Source organism: Micromonospora sp. NPDC093277, from assembly GCF_044765245.1.
In the GTDB taxonomy this organism is placed as follows: Bacteria; Actinomycetota; Actinomycetes; order Mycobacteriales; family Micromonosporaceae; genus Micromonospora.
Genome location: NZ_JBIWJO010000009.1, coordinates 22,396 through 39,759, shown reverse-complemented (window position 1 = coordinate 39,759; position 17,364 = coordinate 22,396). Strand labels below are relative to the sequence as shown.

The following is a 17,364-nucleotide window of genomic DNA, read 5'->3' as shown; positions in this document are numbered from 1 at the left end:
CTGGAAGCCGGCTACGAGGTGCCGGCGGAGCAGGCCGCTCAGGTCCGTTCGATGCCCGACGGCGGCGGCCCGGCCACCTGGGTGGTGACCGGGCCGTCGTCGGACAGGACACGCGCTACGGGACGGGCGCTACGGCGCGCCCCGTGTAGGCGCTACCGGAGCGGGTCGAGCGAGAAGTCCGCCGTGACCGTCTTGCCCGCCTTGAGCGTGACCTTCGCCGTCGCAGGCACGTAGCCCTCGACCGCGACGACCAGCGTGAGCGGGCTCACCTTCGTGTCGATCCAGTACTCGTACGTGCCGTCCTTCTCGGTGACCAGCGTCTTGTGGTATCCCTTGCCGCCGTTCACCTGGACGATGGCCCCACCGAGCGGCTGGCCGTTTGCCGAGGTGACGGTGCCGGCGACCTTGCCCCACGAACTCGGCGCGGTGACGTTCATCGACACCGGCACCTCGGACACGCGGTACGGCGTGTCGGTGCTGGCACCAATCGCGGCGGAGTACGCACCCGGCTGGTCGACGTTGGCCGACATGGTCGCCGTCACCGTGCGTGACTCGCCCGGCTTGAGCGTGAAGGCCGTGTTGTCGAAGGACACCCAGTCTGCCGGAGCGCCCGAGCTACCCGCCACGTTCATCACGATGTGCATGCCCGGGAAGCCGATCGACGCCGTGTCGGCCGGCTCGGAGATACCACAGTCCACCGAGGCGATGTACGACGGCGCAGTCTGGCCGGCGTTGTTCGAGCCGATGAAGAAGTAGCCATCCGCAGGGACCTTCACCTCGACCACCAGGGTGCCGCCGGACGGGACCTTGCCCTCGACCGGGACCGTCACCAGCGTGCCGTTACCGGCCGGAACGGTGGCGTCGGCCGAGCCGATGAGCGTCATGTTGGCGTACCGCAGGTCGCCATTGAGCGTGTAGAGGTTGACTGTGAGGGGCTGGTTCCCCCGGTTCAGCTCCACGCCGAACGACACGCTCGACACGTCCAGGCCGTTGAGCCCGAAGTCGGCCAGTGTGAACGTCCGCAGGTACGAGTTGTTCCGGGTGGTGGAGGTGTTGTTGCACGACGCCGAGTTGCCGGTCATGATCGCCTGCGACGCGGAGTGCGTGATGGAGATCTCGTCGGCCGGGATCGGCGCCGCCAGCGGCGTCACCGTCTCGCCCTTGACGTTCGAAGGCGACATCGACGGGCCGCCCGCCGACAGCTTCCCCTTCGGGGCCACCGACGCCGGGACGGTCGCCTTACCCTTCACCGCCGTGAGAGCACCCTTGCCGACCGGTTCGAACACGCCGCCGCCGGCTTCCAGCTCGACCGACGCCGGGGCGGTGCCCTCGTTGGTGATCGTGAGCTTCTCGGTGTGGGAGCCGCCCATCGGCAGCTCGGCATGGGTGTCGCCATCAGAAGCGATGGTCACCATGCCCGCGGCCAGCGCGGCGTCGAACCTCACGGTGGCGTCCTCGGTGACCATGACCGAGCCGGTGGCACCCTGGTAGTCCGGCGCCGTGATCTTGACCGAGTAGCCACCGGTGACGACCGACAGTGAGAACGTGCCGTCCGCTCCAGTGGTCACGGTCTTGCTCAGTGCCTCGGAGGAGATCGCCACGGTCGCGCCAGAGATCGGCGTACCCGTGTTCCGGTCGGTCACCGTGCCGGCCACCGTGCCCCGCGGCGCGGAGTCGTAGCGGATCGACATGCCCTCGTTGATCACCGGGGTGTTGTAGGAGAACTGATGGGCGATGGTGCCGTTGGTGTTCTCGATACCCACCGTGGCCGAGCTGCCGGCCGCCGCTCCGCCCGAGTTCGCCCCGTAGCCGAGCTCGATCTCACCGTTGGCCAGCAGGGTCACGGAGAAGTTCGTCCGCAGGTTACGGTTGGCGTAGGTCGTGACATCACGCCACTCGAGCACGAACGCGTCGACCCCGTCGACCTGGGTGGCCGCGGTGTACAGACCCGACGAGGCGTCGAAGAACAGGTCGTCCCACAGCGGGTAGATCGCCGCGTTGGGCAGGGCGCTGTTCGGGATCTGGACGTTGCTCCACGAGTTCGACAGCCCGGCGAAGTTCACGTGGCCGTTGGTGGTCACGTACGCCGTGTTGAACTCGCCCTCGTAGTACGGGAACGAGAACGGCAACGGGACCGTGCCCGTTGCGTCGTCACCGGTCAGACTCAGCCGGGTGTCACCCGTGGCGATCCCGTTGCTGCCGACCGTGCAGAAGTACCCGAAGTCGTCGTAACGCCGGGCGATTTCAGCCGTGACCGTCTCGTCACCGTCTACAACGACCTCCTGGGAGAACGCGCTCGTGCAGGAGCCGCCCGCGACCGAGATCGTGTAGGTGCCCTCGGGCACCGCGGTGAACACGAACGCGCCGTTGGCGTCGGTGGTGACCGGGGCGATCGGTGCGGAGATGCTCACCGTGGTGCCCACGAACGGCGCGCCCGTGGCGACATCTGTGACGGTGCCGGACACGGCGTGACGCGGCGCCGCCGCCAGGTCGATGTCCACCGTGGTGGTCGCGTCGACGGTGACCGTGGCGTCGGCCGGGGCCGACGGCAGGTAGCCGAACGCCGAAGCCGAGACGTGGTAGTCGCCCACAGCGACGCGGACGCTGTACGTGCCGTCCGTGCCGGTGGTGACGGTGCGGTCGTGCTCGCCGTCAATCGTCACGCGCGCCCCGCTGATCGGGTCGCCGTCGGTCTCGGTGACGGTGCCGGCGACGGTACCCATGTCGCCGATCGGCGCAGCGTCGATCAGCGCGGCCAGGTCAAGCCTGCCCTCACCGTAGACGTTGTTGTTCTCGGCAGTGCCGCCGCACGAGGTGTTGTCGACGTTGACGGCGGTCCGGTTCAACAGTTCCCAGGTGCCCGGGATGTCACCGATCAGCGCCGGCGCGGCGCTCCACAGCACGGCCACGGCGCCCGCGAGGTGCGGGGTCGCCATCGAGGTGCCGTTGTAGTTCGCGTACCCACCGCCGGGCACCGAGGACCGAACGTTCACGCCCGGCGCCGAGATGTTCGGCTTGATCCCGCCGCCCTCACCAGCACCACGCGAGGAGAACGACGCGATGGTGCCCGAGGAGTCGAACGCGCCCACCGAGTAGTTGGACGTGTTCGCGCCCGGCGAGGAGGTCGTGTTGCAACCGGGACCGGCGTTGCCCGACGCCCAGGCGCCGAAGATGCCGGCGGCCGCCCACGCGTCGGTGATGTCCTGGTACCAGTCGTCGATGATCCCGGCGGCGCTGTAGCCCCACGAGTTGTTGACGACGTGCGGCCGCTTCGCCGGGTCGGGGTCGGTGCCGTTCGTGCGGGTCGGCGCGGTGATCCACTCACCGGACTCGAGCAGGTCGGCGTCCGAGCAGGTGTCGCAGCCGTTGGCCTCGATCCACTGCGCGTCGGGCGCGACACCGATCTGGTTGCCCGCGCCGTCGTCGCCCATCATGGTGCCCATGGTGTGGGTGCCGTGGCCGTTGGTGTCGCACGGGTTGCCCGAGCCGCACCGTCCGGATGAGTCGAACGCGTTGTAGTCGTTGACGATCGTCCCGTCGGGCTGCCGACCGCGGTAACCGTCGGCGAGCGCCGGGTGGTCGAATTGGACGCCGGTGTCGATGCTCGACACGACGATGCCCTCGCCCGTGAAGCCCTGGGCCCAGACCTCAGGGGCGTTGATGAAGTCGAGACCCCACTCGACCGTGGCCGGGGCGTTCGCCGACGCCTTGTCGCGCTTGACCGGTTCGACGAGGTCGAACGTCGTGCTCTCGACGATCTGGCTGACCTCGGGCTGGGCGGCGAGCTTCTTGGCGAGTTCCAGCGTGCCGTCCTCGACGAGGATGCGGTTGCTGATCCAGAAGCTCTCGTAGTCGGCGTCGTTCGCCTCGAGCTGCTTGATCACGTCCGCCTGGGACGTCTTGGCCGTGCTGGTGAGCGTGTCGTAGACGTACTGGCCGCGCTTGCCCCAGTCGGCGATGTCTTGCGCCGCGTCCAGATTGGCCTTCACCGACAGCTTGACCCAGAAGTCCGCCGAGTCGTGCGTGGTGAGCGTCTTCTCGACGGCCGAGGTGAGCTTGTCGGCCGGGTCGGCCGACGGTCCTGTGGTCGATGGCGCGGCGAACGCGGCGGGTACTGCGCTCGCCATCCATGTCGTGAGAATCGCGAAAGCCGCGGTAACGGCTGACGCGCGCCTCACATGCCTGGTTCGTGTGTGCACGGAACCTCCAGGTCCTAGCGCGCCCCAGGGACAGGACGCGCATGACACCCCACGGTCGCGGGGCTATAGACCAACATGGATCATCCCGATGAGCTGGCACTACCCTGCGGCATCAGCAACTCGACACCAAACCGGTCAACTCGCGGCCAATTGGTCGTCAGCGCGTCGCAAGCGTGCGGCGTCGCCGGGTTCTCGTCCCAAACGCGACGAGATGGCGGGTCTCCGACATGGCACGACTCCGCCAGCGGCAACCGGTGAGTAAGTCAATAGGCTGCTCGCACAGCACATCAACTCCGACCGTTGGATGTTCGGAAGCGGCCCGCCGGTAGGGAGGGACCACGTGGCCCGAACGACCAATCCCGCTACTACCTGGCAGCAGCGGACAACCGTGCCGGTTGCGCTGGGCGCCGCGCCCGTGGGGCTCACCATCGTACCGGGGACCAGCACCGCGAGTGCGAGCCCACAGCCGACCGGGGCCCTACGTGGTGCAGGTGGCACTCGACCCGGTAGTGGCCTACGAGGGCGGAGTCGCCGGCCTTGCCGCGCCCAGGCACAAGGTCGACCCGCGGTCGGCCCGGGTCGTGTCGTACGTCGACCGCCGGGAGGCCCGGCACGCCGCCGCCCTCAGCCGCGTGTTCTCGACCCCGGCGACCGGGCGGTGCTGTGGACGGCAGACGGCCACCTACCGGCGTCTGTTCCTGCCCCACATCGGGCCCGCGGCATAGGCGGAACGCCGTAGGCCACAGGAAGGAAGAAAATGACTCTCTCTCGGGGGGAGAAGTCCATCACGGACGTCCGGACGGAACGTCCACCGGGTGCCGACGGCGCACCCGTGATCATCGCAATCGCCTCCTCGACGGAGGAGAGAGTACGTTTGGCGTCGCTGGTGACCGGCCATGCTCCGGTGCTGCTGGTCTCGTCGCCGAAGGAGGCCCTGTCGCTACTTATCGGCACCGCCCCACCCGCCGAAGCCCCGTCAGTCCATCCACGCGTCGCTGAGCCGCTCCCACGAGCCCCCACAGGAATGGCTGATGTCGCCCTGGAGGTCGACTCGGACAGGCGGGTGGCAACCTGGTCCGGGCGCACCGTGCCCCTCTCGCCCCTCGAGCACGACCTGCTTCGGCACCTTCTGCTGACACGACTCGGCCACACCTGCACCTTCGAGTCGCTTCACCGCGCGGTCTGGGGCAACGACCACCTTGGCGGCCGGGGCAACGTGCGGTCAGTGGTGAAGCGGCTTCGCCGCAAGTTCGACGAATTGGACTGCCCGCTGCGGATTCAGGCGGTACGCGGCGTCGGCCTGCGCCTTCTTGAACCCGGCCCGCTGCTGTCAACGAACGCCGAAGAAGCGCGGGAGAGCCGAAACCAGATCTGGGAGTGATGCGCCTTCCGGGTCCTCCAGATCGATGTGTTCGGGTCCGACCCGGGCTACCTGCTGCCGGAGCCGACCCTCGAGGGAGAAGGGTTCGCCGAGAAACGGGGGGCGCACCGGGCGAAGTGCCGGGCACTGCACGTCACGCGGCACGGCGGCACAGCCGGACCCGGCCCGCCCGGCTGGCGCCTTCTTAAGAGCGGGCAGCCGATGAACCAGTTCTGCGCCTGAAGTTCGCCTCATAAGTGGGTGTAGGGTGGTGAGATGCCGAGGACCGGCCGTCCCATCCCGCCGTTGGTGCTGTCCGATGAGGAACGCACGACGCTGGCGCGGTGGTCACGGCAGGCGAAATCCGCACAGATCCTCGCGATGCGCGCCAAGATCATTCTGGCGTGCGCGGACGGCACGTCGAACACAGATGTGGCAACGGCTTTGGGCGTGCACCTGTCCACCGTCGGCAAGTGGCGGCGGCGGTTCCTGCGCGAACGCCTCGATGGGCTGATCGACGAGCAGCGGCCGGGCCGGCCCCCGTCGATCAGTCTGGACCAGGTCGAACAGGTGGTGGCCGCCACCCTGGAACAGACACCACGCAATGCCACCCACTGGTCCCGCAAGTCGATGGCCGAGCGGTCAGGGCTGTCGAAGTCAACAATCGGCAGGATCTGGCGGGACTTCGGGCTCAAACCGCACCGACCGGACGCGTTCAAGCTGTCCACCGATCCGCAGTTCATCGAGAAGGTCGTCGACGTGGTCGGCCTCTACCACAACCCGCCCGAACGGGCCGTCGTGCTGTGCGTGGACGAGAAATCCCAGATCCGGGCCCTGGACCGCTCACCGCCCGCGCTGCCGGTGATGCCTGGCATGCCCGAGCCGCGCACCCACGACTACGCCCGCAATGGCATCACCAGCCTGTTCGCCGCGTTCAACATCGCCGACGGCACCGTGATCAGCGAACTGCACCGCCAGCACCGCGCCGCCGAGTTCAAAAGGTTCCTGGCCACCATCGACACGACCGTGCCAGCCGACCTGGACATGCACCTGATCTGCGACAACTACGGAACCCACAGGACTCCGGCCATCCGCGCCTGGCTCACCCGGCACCCGCGGTTCCACATGCACCTCACCCCGACCGGATCCTCGTGGATCAACCAGGTCGAACGCTGGTTCGGCCACCTCACCGAACCAAAGATCCGCCGCCGCACCCACAAGAGCGTCCAGAGCCTCGAGGCCGACATCCGGGCGTGGATCACCGACTGGAACAGCAACCCGCGCCCGTTCGTCTGGACAAGGACCGCCGAAGAGATCCTCGACTCGCTCGCCCGATTTTATCGGCGAATTTCCGGCGTGGAACACCAGCGCCTCCAGCCTTATACGTGAAGGGAGCCAAGGGACCTTGCTGGATCTGGTCGGTCTCGACGCGGCCGAGGAGCAGGCCTATCTCGCGCTGCTGCGCCTTCCTGTAGAGGAGTCCGCCGAGTTGGCCGACCGGCTTGGCCTGGCAGCGGACGACGTGGCCGCCACCGTGCGCAGCCTGGAGGAGAAGGGCTTCGTCAGGCGCAATTCCGATGGCACGCGGCTGCGTGCCGTACAACCGGACCTGGTCCTCGGCCCGATGATGCTGCGCAGGCACGCGGAGACCCAGCGGATGCAGGCGCTGATGGCTGCGCTCATGGAGGAGTACCGCGAGCGGGCGGCGCTGCGCGACGCCCGCGAGGTCGTGGAGGTCGTCGCGGGGGCCGCCGAGGTCATGGCCCGCTGGGAACAGCTCCAGCTCTCGGCGAAGTCCGAGGTGAAGGGCCTGGCCAAGGGGCCTGTCGTGGTGGCCGACTCAAACCAGAGCTCGGCCCAGCGCAGCGCCATGGCGGCCGGGGTCGGCTACCGGATCGTGTACGAGCGATCGCTGCTCGACGCGCCGGGCGACCCGCTCCACCTGGCCTGGTCGGCCGATCTCGGCGAACAGATGCGCATCGCCGCCGATGTACCGGTCAAGTTGATGATCATCGACTCGCGGGTGGCGCTGTTGCCCTCGCTGACCGAGGGCAACGAGCCCTCGGCTCTCGTGGTCTCGTCGGGGGCCCTGCTCGACATCCTGAACTGGGTGTTCGAGACCGTCTGGGCGTCCGGCGTGCCCTTCCCCGCAACGGGAGCCACGCTCAATCAGGCTGACCGCCAACTGCTGTCGTTGCTCATCGCCGGTTACACCGACCAGGCCATCGGCACCCAGATGGGGCTCAGCCAGAGGACCGCCCAGCGCAGGATCAGCCGGCTGATCGCGATCGCCGGGGTGGAGACCCGCATCCAGCTCGTCTGGCACGCGGCCCAGAACGACTGGCTGTGAGGGCGGCCGCCCCGCTGGACGGCCCCCCTCACCCAGGTCACGCCCTGGCGAGTTGGAAGTCGACCGTGACGGTCTTCTTGCTCTTGATCTTCGCCTCGGCCGTCTCGGGCTGGTAGCCGTCGGCAGTCACGATGACCGTGACAGGACTGGTCGCCTTGTCCAGCCAGATCGCGTAGCGCCCGGTGGCGTCGGCGGTAACCGTCCTCCTGCCGAGCTTGCCCGTGATCTGCACGGCGGCGCCCGCCGTGGGCGTGCCGTCCGAGGTCACCACACCGGTGATCTTGCCCCAGGTGTCGGGCGCCAACACCGTGAGCGCGACCGGGACCGACCTGGCCGCGTACGGCGTGTCGGTCTGCACGCCGAGCGCGGCCCGCAGGGTGCCCGGCTGGGTCATCGCCGCCTTCACCGCGTTGGTGGAGACCGCGATCGTGGCGCTCTCGCCCGGTGCGAGGGTGATCTCGCCCTTGTCCACGTCGAGCCACGAGACATCGCCGGACGAGTCACACTGGTCGAACCCGGGCAACATCTGTGACCACGACCACGGGAGGCTGCCCACGGTGGGCGCACCGCCGGTCCGGAAGAAGCCGCAGCCGGCACCCGAGCGGTACATCGAGAAGTTGGCGTTCGGCATCGCCGACCAGGTGTCGGAGGAGGGGTGGTAGGCGTATCCCACGTTGGTGACCCGGTCCTGCACCGCGCCGCCCGACATCAGCAACAGCCCGTTGGCCGCGGCTGAGCTGGCGCCCCAAACCCCGGCGGGCCGGTCGGCCTTCCGCGTCCAGGCGTCACTGTCCGGATCGTAGGCGTAGGTCCGAGCGCTGACGGCGCCGTTGACGAGGCCGCCAGAGCAGTAAACCTTCCCATCGATGCCGCCGCAGCCGAGCCACGCGACCGGCTCCGGGTAGGGGGCGACCCTGGTCCAGCGGTCCTGCCCCGCGTCGTAGGCGAACACGTCGGTGCTGCCGCACGAATTCGCACACCCGCCTATCACGTACAGCTTGCCGTCGAGAACCGCCGACCCCACCCCGCCGTACGCCTTCGGCACCTCGGCCCCGACGGACCAGGTATCGGTGAGGGGATTGTAGATCTCCACCGATCGGGTCTCGCCGCCGTCGGAGATCCAGCCACCCGCCACATAGAAGCGGCCATCGATGGTGCCGTACCCGGCCGCCGCTCTCGGCACTGTGGCATCGGCGCGGCGCTCCCAGCTGCCCTTGCCCGGGTCGAAGGTGTAGAGCGACTTCAGGTACTCGGTGCCGGAGTAGCCGAAGCCCGAGTAGGCCTTTCCGTCCGCCAGCCATACGGCGTTGTCCTGAATATTGACGGGATGGTCGGCGATCGACTGCCACGGGGCCGCCGACGGGACGAACTCCTGCTCCTGTCCCGTCGCCGCAGCGGGAGCCTTGCCGGGTGCCTCGGCCGACAGGGTGGCCGTCACCTCGTGCAGCGGCGCGCCCTGCTGTGACAGCAGGCTGAAGTTGTCGGCGTGCTCGGTCAGGGTGACCGTGGCAGGTGCGCTGCCGGTGTTGGTGACGGTGAGCGGCGTCGTCGCGCTGCCGCCCCAGGCGACGGTCCGCGCCACCTCGGCGGGCGCGAACTCGATCCTGCCGATCGACAGGGCCAGGTCGGCGCGGGTCATGCTGCCCTTGGTGATCTCGACGGCGCGCGTGTCCGGCTGGTAGTGGTCCTTGGCCGCGACAACCTGCTGTTCGCCGTACGCGGGCGAGAACAGCCAGTATGAGCCGTCGAGGTCGGTCGTCGCGGTGACATCCGAGGTGGTCACGCGGGCCCCGGCGGCCGGCCCGCCGGTGTTGCGGTCGAGCACACGCCCGCCCAGCAGGCCGCCGTCGACGGGAGAGCAGGTGCGCGCGCCGAGCGAGGCGTTGTCGACCTCCCACCAAAAGCCGAAGCTGCCCTTGTACCGGAACCTGATCTGTACGGCCTGCTTACCGGCCAGCGCAGGAAGCGGCAGTTCGATAAACCCCTGAACCGCGGTGGTCGTCTGTCGCCACACCGTCGTCCAGGTCTGGCCGCCGTCCACGGTGTAGTCGACCGAGGCGGACGCACCGCCGTACGTGTTGTGCCGGGTGTCGAAGACCACCTCGGGCAGCACCACCTGCGAAAGATCGTAGACCGGGCTGATCAGCTCGGAGTCCTGCGTCTTGCCGCTGCCGAAGTAGGTGCCGTCGACGATGGCGAAGCCGCCGGTGCCGCCGGTCAGGTTGCCGCGATTGCCGGGGTCGTCGAAGCGCCAGCCGCCGCCCGTGCTGTTGTCCTTGACAGTCCAGTCCTCGGGGGCGGCGTCGAACGTCTCGACCTTGCCCCCGTGGACGTGGCGGTAACCGGGTGCGGTGCACGCCACGGGGTCGACGGCGAGCGCGAGGTCCTGCGCCATGTCGCCGCCGACGGCGACGGTCCTGCTGGCGGGCAGGTAGCCGGGGTAGCGCGGGGTCACCTGGAGGGTGTACTCGGCGCCCTTGGGCAGGTCGATGGAGTAGGCGCCGGTGTAGGGGTCGGTCCGCACCGGCTCGGCGGGCCTGCCGGTCACCTGGACCGTGGCGGCCATCGGCCAGCCCTGTCCCGAGACGTCGGTGACTGTGCCGCGCACAGTGGCCATGGGCAGCGGGGCGAGCGCGAAATCCCTGGTCAGCTTCTCTCCCTTGGCCAAGGTGAGGTCCGTGGCGACGGCGGTCTCGTAGCCGTAGGCGGACACCGTGACCTTGTACGTCCCCACCTCGAGGAAGGCCACATAGCCGCCGTCGGAGAGAACGGCGATCGAGCGCGTGGACGAACCCTCGAAGCGGACGCTCGCCCCGGCCAGCGGCTTGCCCGTGGCGGCGTCGGTGACCGCGCCGCCCATCTGACCGGTGTCGACCGAGGGTCCGCTGGTGATCGCCGCAAGGATGTCGAGCTTGCCCTCACCCCAGGTGGAGTTGTCGCCGGCGGTGCCACCGCAGAGGGTGTCGGCCACGTCGATCGCGGTGCCGTCGAGCAGCGCCTCGGTCGCCTGGACGTCGCCGATGAGCTGCGGCGCGGCCGACCAGAGCAGGGCTACGGCGCCGGAGACGTGCGGGGTGGCCATCGAGGTGCCGTTTGCCGTGCCGTAGGAGCTGCCCGGCAGGCTGGACCGAATGTTCACGCCCGGCGCGGTGATGTCCGGCTTGGCGGCGCCGCCCGCGCCCGGTCCCCTGCTGGAGAACAAGGCGATGGCGCCCGAGGCGTCGAACGCGCCCACGGCGTAGGCCGAGGCGCTGTCGCCCGGCGAGCCCGCGGTGTCACACGCGGGGCCCGCGTTGCCGACCGCGAAGGCGGGGAAGATGCCCGAAGCGACCCAGCCGTCGATGACGTCGTCGTAGAAGGGGTCCTCGACGGAGCCGTTGTCGCCGCCCCAGGAATTGTTGATCACATGGGGGCGCAGGGCGGGCTTGGGGTTCTGGCCGTTCGCGTCCGTGGGGGCCAGCAGCCACTGTCCGGCCTTGACCAGTGCCACGTCGGGGCAGCCGGTGTTCGAGCAGCCCTTGGCCGCGATCCATCGGGCGCCGGGTGCGACGCCGATGCCGCCGGCGCCGACCATGGTGCCCATGGTGTGGGTGCCGTGGCCGTTGTCGTCACACGGGGAGCTGCTCGCACATCCGGCCAGCGGGTCGTACCAGTTGTAGTCGTTCACGACCCCGGACTCTGAGTTGCCCCGGTAGGCGGCGGCGAGCGCGGGGTGGTCATACTGGACGCCGGAGTCGATGTTGGCGACCACGATGCCCTCACCCCTGACGCCGCGGGACTGCCACACGTCGTCGGCGTTGATCGCGGCCACGCCCCACTCGACGGCGGCCGGCGCGGGCTCGGCGGTGGCGGTCACCTCGGGGAGGGCGTAGGTCGTCGGGGCGAACAGGCCGCGCACCTCCGACTTCTTGGCTAGCTCGGCCGCGAGCTCGGCGGTCCCGCTGCGCACGTAGATGGCGTTGGTGGCCCAGAACGGCTCGTAGCCGACCTTGGCCGCGTCGAGCCTTGCCCGCACGTCACGCTGGCTGGACTCGGCGGCCTGACGCAGGGCGGACATGACTGCGTCGCCGCGTTCCGCCCAGTCAGCGGCGGTGGAGGCGTTGCCGAGGTCGGCTCGGCGGTCGAGCCGTACCCAGAAGTCGACCGCCCCAGACGAGGAGAGCTGCTTGGCCAGGCGAGGGTGGATCTTCGGTTTCGGGTCCGCATGCGCGGACGCCGACACCAGCATCGACGCCGCGAGGACCGCCACCGCGCCGACCAGAGCACGGATACGGCGAGAAGTCATTCTTGCTGCTCCAGACGGGGAAACTGATTCGGCCCGTAGATACTCACAGCAAGAACCCCTCACTGACCCTGGCGGGCTTACGTCATGACGTCAGCCCGCCAGGGTGTCGCGGTCGGACCGTCCGCACGCCATCGATGACTGCGCGATGATGCCTCCTCATGCCGCTGCGACCGGCGTACCTGTGGTGTTCCCCTGTTGCGGCGACGCACTGTTCGCTCACGGCGCCGTCATTCGCGGACCAGCACCGTTGGGCCTGGAGCCGCGCCGGCCGTTGTTCCATCAGGTGGCTGTCCGCCGATTGCGTCGGTGAGGCGAGCGATGCCGAACTCGTATGCCCGGTCGATGTCCCCACCGAGTTTGAAGGCACCGGCCAGTTCCATGCCGATGAATCCGTTCGCCCAGGCCGTGAACGTGCGCGCGGCCTCCAGGGCGTGCTGTTCTCCGGCGAGGTCCACGGCCACCCGCATCACGGGCTCGATGGCGTGGGTCATTGCTTCGATGCTGGGTGCGGCGAGGCCGGGCGTCGGCGCGAAGATCAGCTGGTAGCCCATCGGGCAGGCGCGCGCGAACGCGCGGAGGGCCCGGGCCAGCTCGGCCAGGTCCCGGCGCGGATCGGTGCCAGCACGGATCGTCGCAAGCCGTTCGCCGAGGTCACGGATGGTGACTTCGGTGATGAGGCGTACGAGGTCATCGCGGTTGCGGACGCGTTTGTAGAGCGAGGGTGCGCGCACACCGACCCGGTCGGCGACGGCCTGCATGGTCAGACCCGCGAGGCCCGCTGACTCCAGGATGTCGCGTCCGGCCTGGACGACCTCGCTGAGCGAGGTCCGATCGGGCGTCGGCATGCCACTTCCTTCCGGATCCCTGGGAGGCGACCCCATGGCTATTGACCATAGCCTGATAGCTACGTAGCATAGCAATCATGACGACGACAGCAACCCGGGCTCGGGCACCACGATGAGACTCGCCCCGCACCTGCACCGCATCGGCAACGACATCGTGGCCGCCTACCTCGTCGACACCGACGAAGGAGTGACCATCATCGACGCGGGCATGGCCGGACACTGGCACGACCTGCAGGCCGAACTTGCCGACATGGGCCGATCGGTGGACGACATCCAGGGTGTCGTTCTCACCCACGGCGACAGCGACCACCTCGGGTTCGCCGAGCGGCTCCGGCGCGATCACGGTGTACCGGTCCATGTCCACGAGGCGGACGCCGCCCGTGCACGAGGCGAGGTGAAACCCGACAACTCGTGGGGGCGCATGAAGCTCGGCGCGACGGCCGGCTTCCTCTGGTACGCGATCCGCAAAAACGGGCTACGCACCACCCATCTCACCGAGGTCATCCCGGTGAGCGACGGTCAGGTGCTCGACCTGCCCGGCGCGCCGCGCATCATCGGACTGCCCGGCCACTCGCCGGGCAGCATCGCCATCCACGTGCCCGTGGCCGACGCGATCTTCGTCGGCGACGGGCTGACCACCCGGCACGTGCTGACCGGACAGCGCGGCCCTCAACCCGCGCCCTTCACCGACGACCCGCACCAGGCATTGGCGTCGCTGCGCCATCTCGAAGGTATTCAGGCATCGTGGGTGCTGCCCGGCCACGGCGCTCCATGGTCCGGCGGAGTCACCGAGGCGATACGCGCGATCAGGACTGCGGCCGGAACTTGAGACCAACCCGGATGGCCCTTTCCGGCTTCGGGTCCGCCCGTCTTCCGGGCAGCAGCTGAAGCTGTCAGTGGCCTGGCCATCCGCCATTCCGCGATGGAAGACCTCCACGACTGCGACGCACTCCCACCGCCCTCACTGCGGCGCCCGGCAGCAGCCCGAGCCCGGCGCCGGCCATCGTTACACCAACACCGTCACGTCGTGGCGCTCTGAGTGCTTGCGTGTACGTCCAGCAACGTACTTGAATGGCGCTCGGTGACACATAACTGTGGGGGATTCTGGTGCCAGCATCACGAATCGTCGTGAGATGGATACCTGCACGCCGGTCCGGAGCTGTACCGCTGCGAGCGGCCCGTGTAGCAGGCACGGCCGATCGCGCAGGAGAGTTGATGAACGCCGGTACCCGGGTATGAGTCTGGAGGTGAAGGTCCTCGGGCCACTGTCGGTGTCGGCGGATGGCCGGCCAGTGGCGGTCACGGCTGGCCGGCTGCGCACGCTGCTGGTGGCGTTGGCGTTGTCGGCCGACGAGGAGGTATCGGTCGACCGGCTAGCGGGCATCGTGTGGGGCGAGCTGCCGCCTGCCCACGTCCGGCGTGCCGCGCAGACCTACCTGACCCGGTTGCGCAAGGTGCTCGGACCGGACGCCATTGTCACATCCGCGGCGGGCTACCGGTTACATGTCGACCCACAGCGGGTGGACGCCATCCTGTTCGAACGGCTGCTGGAGACGGCGGCAGCAGCCGGCGACCCGGCAACCGAACGGGCCAACCTGGTGCAGGCATTGGCCCTGTGGCGGGGGCTTCCGTTCGACGGTCTGCGATCGGCCTGGCTGGAGGGTGTGGAGTCCACCCGGCTGACCGAACGATACCTGGCCGCGCTGGAGCGGCGCATCGAGCTTGACCTCGACCTGGGTCCGGGCCCGGATCTCGTCGCGGAGCTGCGCGAGCTGACCGCGCGGCACCCGCTACGGGAGCAGCTGTGGGGGCACCTGATGACGGCGCTGTACCGCTGCGGCCGGCAGGCCGACGCGTTGGCGGCCTACCAGCAGTTGTACCGGCTGCTCGCCGACGAACTCGGCATCGAACCAGGACACGCGGTACAGGGACTGCACCGGCAGATCCTGACTGCGCACACCGAATCAGACGACCCCGGGCCTACCTCATCGCAACGGTTGTCGTCGCCACAGCCGGTGGTCACCGTACCGCGGCAGTTGCCCGCCGACGTCGTGGCGTTCACCGGCCGGGCACACGAGCTGGCAGACCTAGACCGCATCCCCGATACGAACGCAGTGGTGATCACCGCCATCGACGGCATGGCCGGGATCGGTAAGACCGCCCTGGCCGTCCACATCGCCCACCGCATCGCCAGCCGTTACCCGGACGGGCAGCTGTTCATCGATCTGCACGGCTATACCCAGGGCATGCAACCGATGGAACCAGCGGACGCGCTCGATCACCTGCTGCGTTCACTGGACGTCCCGGGAGCGCAGATCCCCTCTCGAATCGAGGAGCGGGCCGCGCTGTACCGCACCCGGCTGGCTGACCGGCGAATGCTGATCCTGCTGGACAACGCCGCCACCGAGACCCAGGTGGCGCCGCTGCTACCTGGTGCACCGGGCTGTCTGGTGCTGGTCACCAGCCGCCACCGGCTGGCCGGCCTCGACCACACCCACACCCTGTCACTGGACACCCTGCCCCCTGCCGACGCCGTCAGGCTGTTCTGCCGGATCGCCGGCGAAAACAGGCTCAGCGACTCGCCACCTGACCTACTCGCCGAGCTGGTCGAGCTTTGTGGCCGGCTGCCGCTAGCGATCCGCGTCGCCGCCGCCCGGCTCAGATCCCACCCCAGCTGGAACCTGCCCCACCTGATCCAACGACTGCGCGACCAGCAACACCGACTGGTCGAGCTGGAGGCCGGCCAACGCAGCGTCACCGCCGCCCTCGACCTGTCCTACCAACACCTCGGCGCCGATCTGCAACAGACCTACCGGCTGCTGGGCCTGCACCCCGGACCCGACATCGACGCGTACGCAGCGGCCGCTCTCGCCGACTCCACAGTGCTGACCGCAACACGCGCACTCGACCGGCTGCACGAGGCCCACCTCCTGCAGGAATCCGTCCCAGGCCGCTACCGGTTCCACGACCTGACCCGCGCCCACGCCGCCCAGACCGCCACCCGTGACGAGACCGAACTCGGCAGGCCGATGGCGCTGGACCGGCTGCTCGACCACTACCGGAATACCGCCGCTGGCGCCATGGACGCCGCTCATCCGTACGAGCGTCAGCGCCGCCCGCAGGTCCCACCCGCGCGCACCCCCGGCCCTGCGCTGTCCGACCCGTCGTCAGCATTGAACTGGTTGGACGGCGAGCTGCCCAACCTCTTGGCCGCCGCAAGCTACGCCACCGAGCACGACCGGCCCGCACACCTGCTGCACCTGTCGGCCATCCTGCACCGACACCTACGCACCCGTGGCCGCTACCAGGATGCCGCGGCCCTCCACCAGCAGGCGTTAACTACCGCCCGCGCCGCCTGCCACCAGGCGGCCGAGCTGGAGGCGCTCGTCGGCCTCGGCCACATCCACCGCCTGCAGGACCAGCACGAGCAGGCCATCAACCGCTACCAGCAGGCGCTGCAGCTCGCCCGCGCCACCGGCAACCAGGCAGCCGAGCTGGACGCCCTGGCTGGTCTCGGCCACCTCCATATGCTGCAGGGCCGGCACGAGCAGGCCACCGAGCACCTCCGGCGGTCGCTGCAGCTCGCCCGTGCCACCGGCAACCAGGCAGCCGAGCTGGACGCGCTGCACGGCCTCGGCTGGGTTCACCTGCGGCAGGGCCGGTATGCGCAGGCCACCGACCACCGCCGACGGGCGCTGCAGCTCGCCCGCGCCACCGGCAATCACCCCGGCGAGTTGAACGCGCTGGCCGGCCTCGGCCACCTTCACCGGCTGCAGGGCCGGTACGAGCAGGCCACGGACCTCCTTCAGCAGGCGTTACAGCTCGCCCGCGCCACCGGCTACCGCACCATCGAGCAGGCCACGCTGGCCGGCCTCGGCCATATCCATTTGCGGCAGGGCAGGTACGACCAGGCCAAGGAGCACTACCAACGCCTTCTCAACCTCGCCCAAGGTGGCGGCGACCGCAATTTCGAGTTCGAAGCACGGCAGGGACTCGGCCGGCTACAGCACGCTACCGGCCACCCGGACACCGCCCTCACCCACCACCGCAACGCGCTCGCGCTCGCCGACGAACTGGGCCAGCCCGACGACCGGGCCCGTGCCCACGACGGGCTCGCCCACGCCCACCACGCCTTGAAGCAGGATGAGCAAGCCCGCACACACTGGCAGCATGCTTTGGACATCCTCACCGAGCTCGGCATCGACCACACCGACGACGAAGAAACCACTGTCGCGAATATCCGCGCTCATCTGGTCGAGCACGGGGCTTCCAGGACTGCCTGACACCCGGACGCTGCCACGGGCCACTGTGACGGTCGTCTGGCG

General features: G+C 69.1%; 9 protein-coding genes. 6 read left to right on the top strand and 3 right to left on the bottom strand.

The features are described 5' to 3' along the window. Nucleotides 1-152: 152 nt before the first annotated feature. Nucleotides 153-4,127: a carboxypeptidase regulatory-like domain-containing protein gene (locus ACIRG9_RS20590; RefSeq protein WP_402858011.1), complete on the bottom strand. Its 3,975-nt coding sequence runs from the start codon at nt 4,125-4,127 to the stop codon at nt 153-155. A 563-nt stretch (nt 4,128-4,690) separates the two neighbouring features. Here ACIRG9_RS20590 and ACIRG9_RS20585 point away from each other — a divergent pair. From ACIRG9_RS20585 to ACIRG9_RS20570, 4 genes are all read left to right on the top strand, one after another. Then, a complete protein-coding gene (locus ACIRG9_RS20585) occupies nt 4,691-4,924 on the top strand; it encodes a hypothetical protein (protein WP_402858008.1) in 234 nt (77 codons plus the stop codon). Between the two features lie 107 nt (nt 4,925-5,031). Beyond that, nucleotides 5,032-5,580 carry a winged helix-turn-helix domain-containing protein gene (locus ACIRG9_RS20580; protein ID WP_402858005.1) on the top strand — a complete coding sequence of 183 codons (549 nt, stop codon included), beginning with the start codon at nt 5,032-5,034 and terminating at the stop codon, nt 5,578-5,580. A gap of 255 nt (nt 5,581-5,835) precedes the next feature. Then, nucleotides 5,836-6,948: an IS630 family transposase gene (locus ACIRG9_RS20575; RefSeq protein ID WP_402858002.1), complete on the top strand. Its 1,113-nt coding sequence runs from the start codon at nt 5,836-5,838 to the stop codon at nt 6,946-6,948. A 16-nt stretch (nt 6,949-6,964) separates the two neighbouring features. Continuing rightward, nucleotides 6,965-7,909: a helix-turn-helix domain-containing protein gene (locus tag ACIRG9_RS20570; protein WP_402857999.1), complete on the top strand. Its 945-nt coding sequence runs from the start codon at nt 6,965-6,967 to the stop codon at nt 7,907-7,909. Between the two features lie 37 nt (nt 7,910-7,946). Here ACIRG9_RS20570 and ACIRG9_RS20565 read toward each other — a convergent pair whose 3' ends face one another. Next, complete coding sequence (locus tag ACIRG9_RS20565) at nt 7,947-12,194, bottom strand: S8 family serine peptidase (protein WP_402857996.1); 4,248 nt, start codon at nt 12,192-12,194, stop codon at nt 7,947-7,949. A 227-nt stretch (nt 12,195-12,421) separates the two neighbouring features. After that, nucleotides 12,422-13,039 carry a TetR/AcrR family transcriptional regulator gene (locus tag ACIRG9_RS20560; RefSeq protein ID WP_402857993.1) on the bottom strand — a complete coding sequence of 206 codons (618 nt, stop codon included), beginning with the start codon at nt 13,037-13,039 and terminating at the stop codon, nt 12,422-12,424. A 112-nt stretch (nt 13,040-13,151) separates the two neighbouring features. Here ACIRG9_RS20560 and ACIRG9_RS20555 point away from each other — a divergent pair, with 112 nt between their 5' ends. Continuing rightward, nucleotides 13,152-13,868 carry an MBL fold metallo-hydrolase gene (locus ACIRG9_RS20555; RefSeq protein WP_402857990.1) on the top strand — a complete coding sequence of 239 codons (717 nt, stop codon included), beginning with the start codon at nt 13,152-13,154 and terminating at the stop codon, nt 13,866-13,868. 406 nt (nt 13,869-14,274) lie between these two features. Continuing rightward, entirely contained in the window at nt 14,275-17,322 is a 3,048-nt protein-coding gene (locus ACIRG9_RS20550; protein WP_402857987.1) for a tetratricopeptide repeat protein, read from the top strand. Nucleotides 17,323-17,364: the final 42 nt, after the last annotated feature.

Excerpts from the sequence above, each read along its gene's own strand:
- ACIRG9_RS20590 (WP_402858011.1), bottom strand. The coding sequence starts at position 4,127 with ATGGCGAGCGCAGTACCCGCCGCGTTCGCCGCGCCATCGACCACAGGA.
- ACIRG9_RS20575 (WP_402858002.1), top strand. The coding sequence starts at position 5,836 with ATGCCGAGGACCGGCCGTCCCATCCCGCCGTTGGTGCTGTCCGATGAG.
- ACIRG9_RS20565 (WP_402857996.1), bottom strand. The coding sequence starts at position 12,194 with ATGACTTCTCGCCGTATCCGTGCTCTGGTCGGCGCGGTGGCGGTCCTC.
- ACIRG9_RS20560 (WP_402857993.1), bottom strand. The coding sequence starts at position 13,039 with ATGCCGACGCCCGATCGGACCTCGCTCAGCGAGGTCGTCCAGGCCGGA.
- ACIRG9_RS20555 (WP_402857990.1), top strand. The coding sequence starts at position 13,152 with ATGAGACTCGCCCCGCACCTGCACCGCATCGGCAACGACATCGTGGCC.
- ACIRG9_RS20550 (WP_402857987.1), top strand. The coding sequence starts at position 14,275 with ATGAGTCTGGAGGTGAAGGTCCTCGGGCCACTGTCGGTGTCGGCGGAT.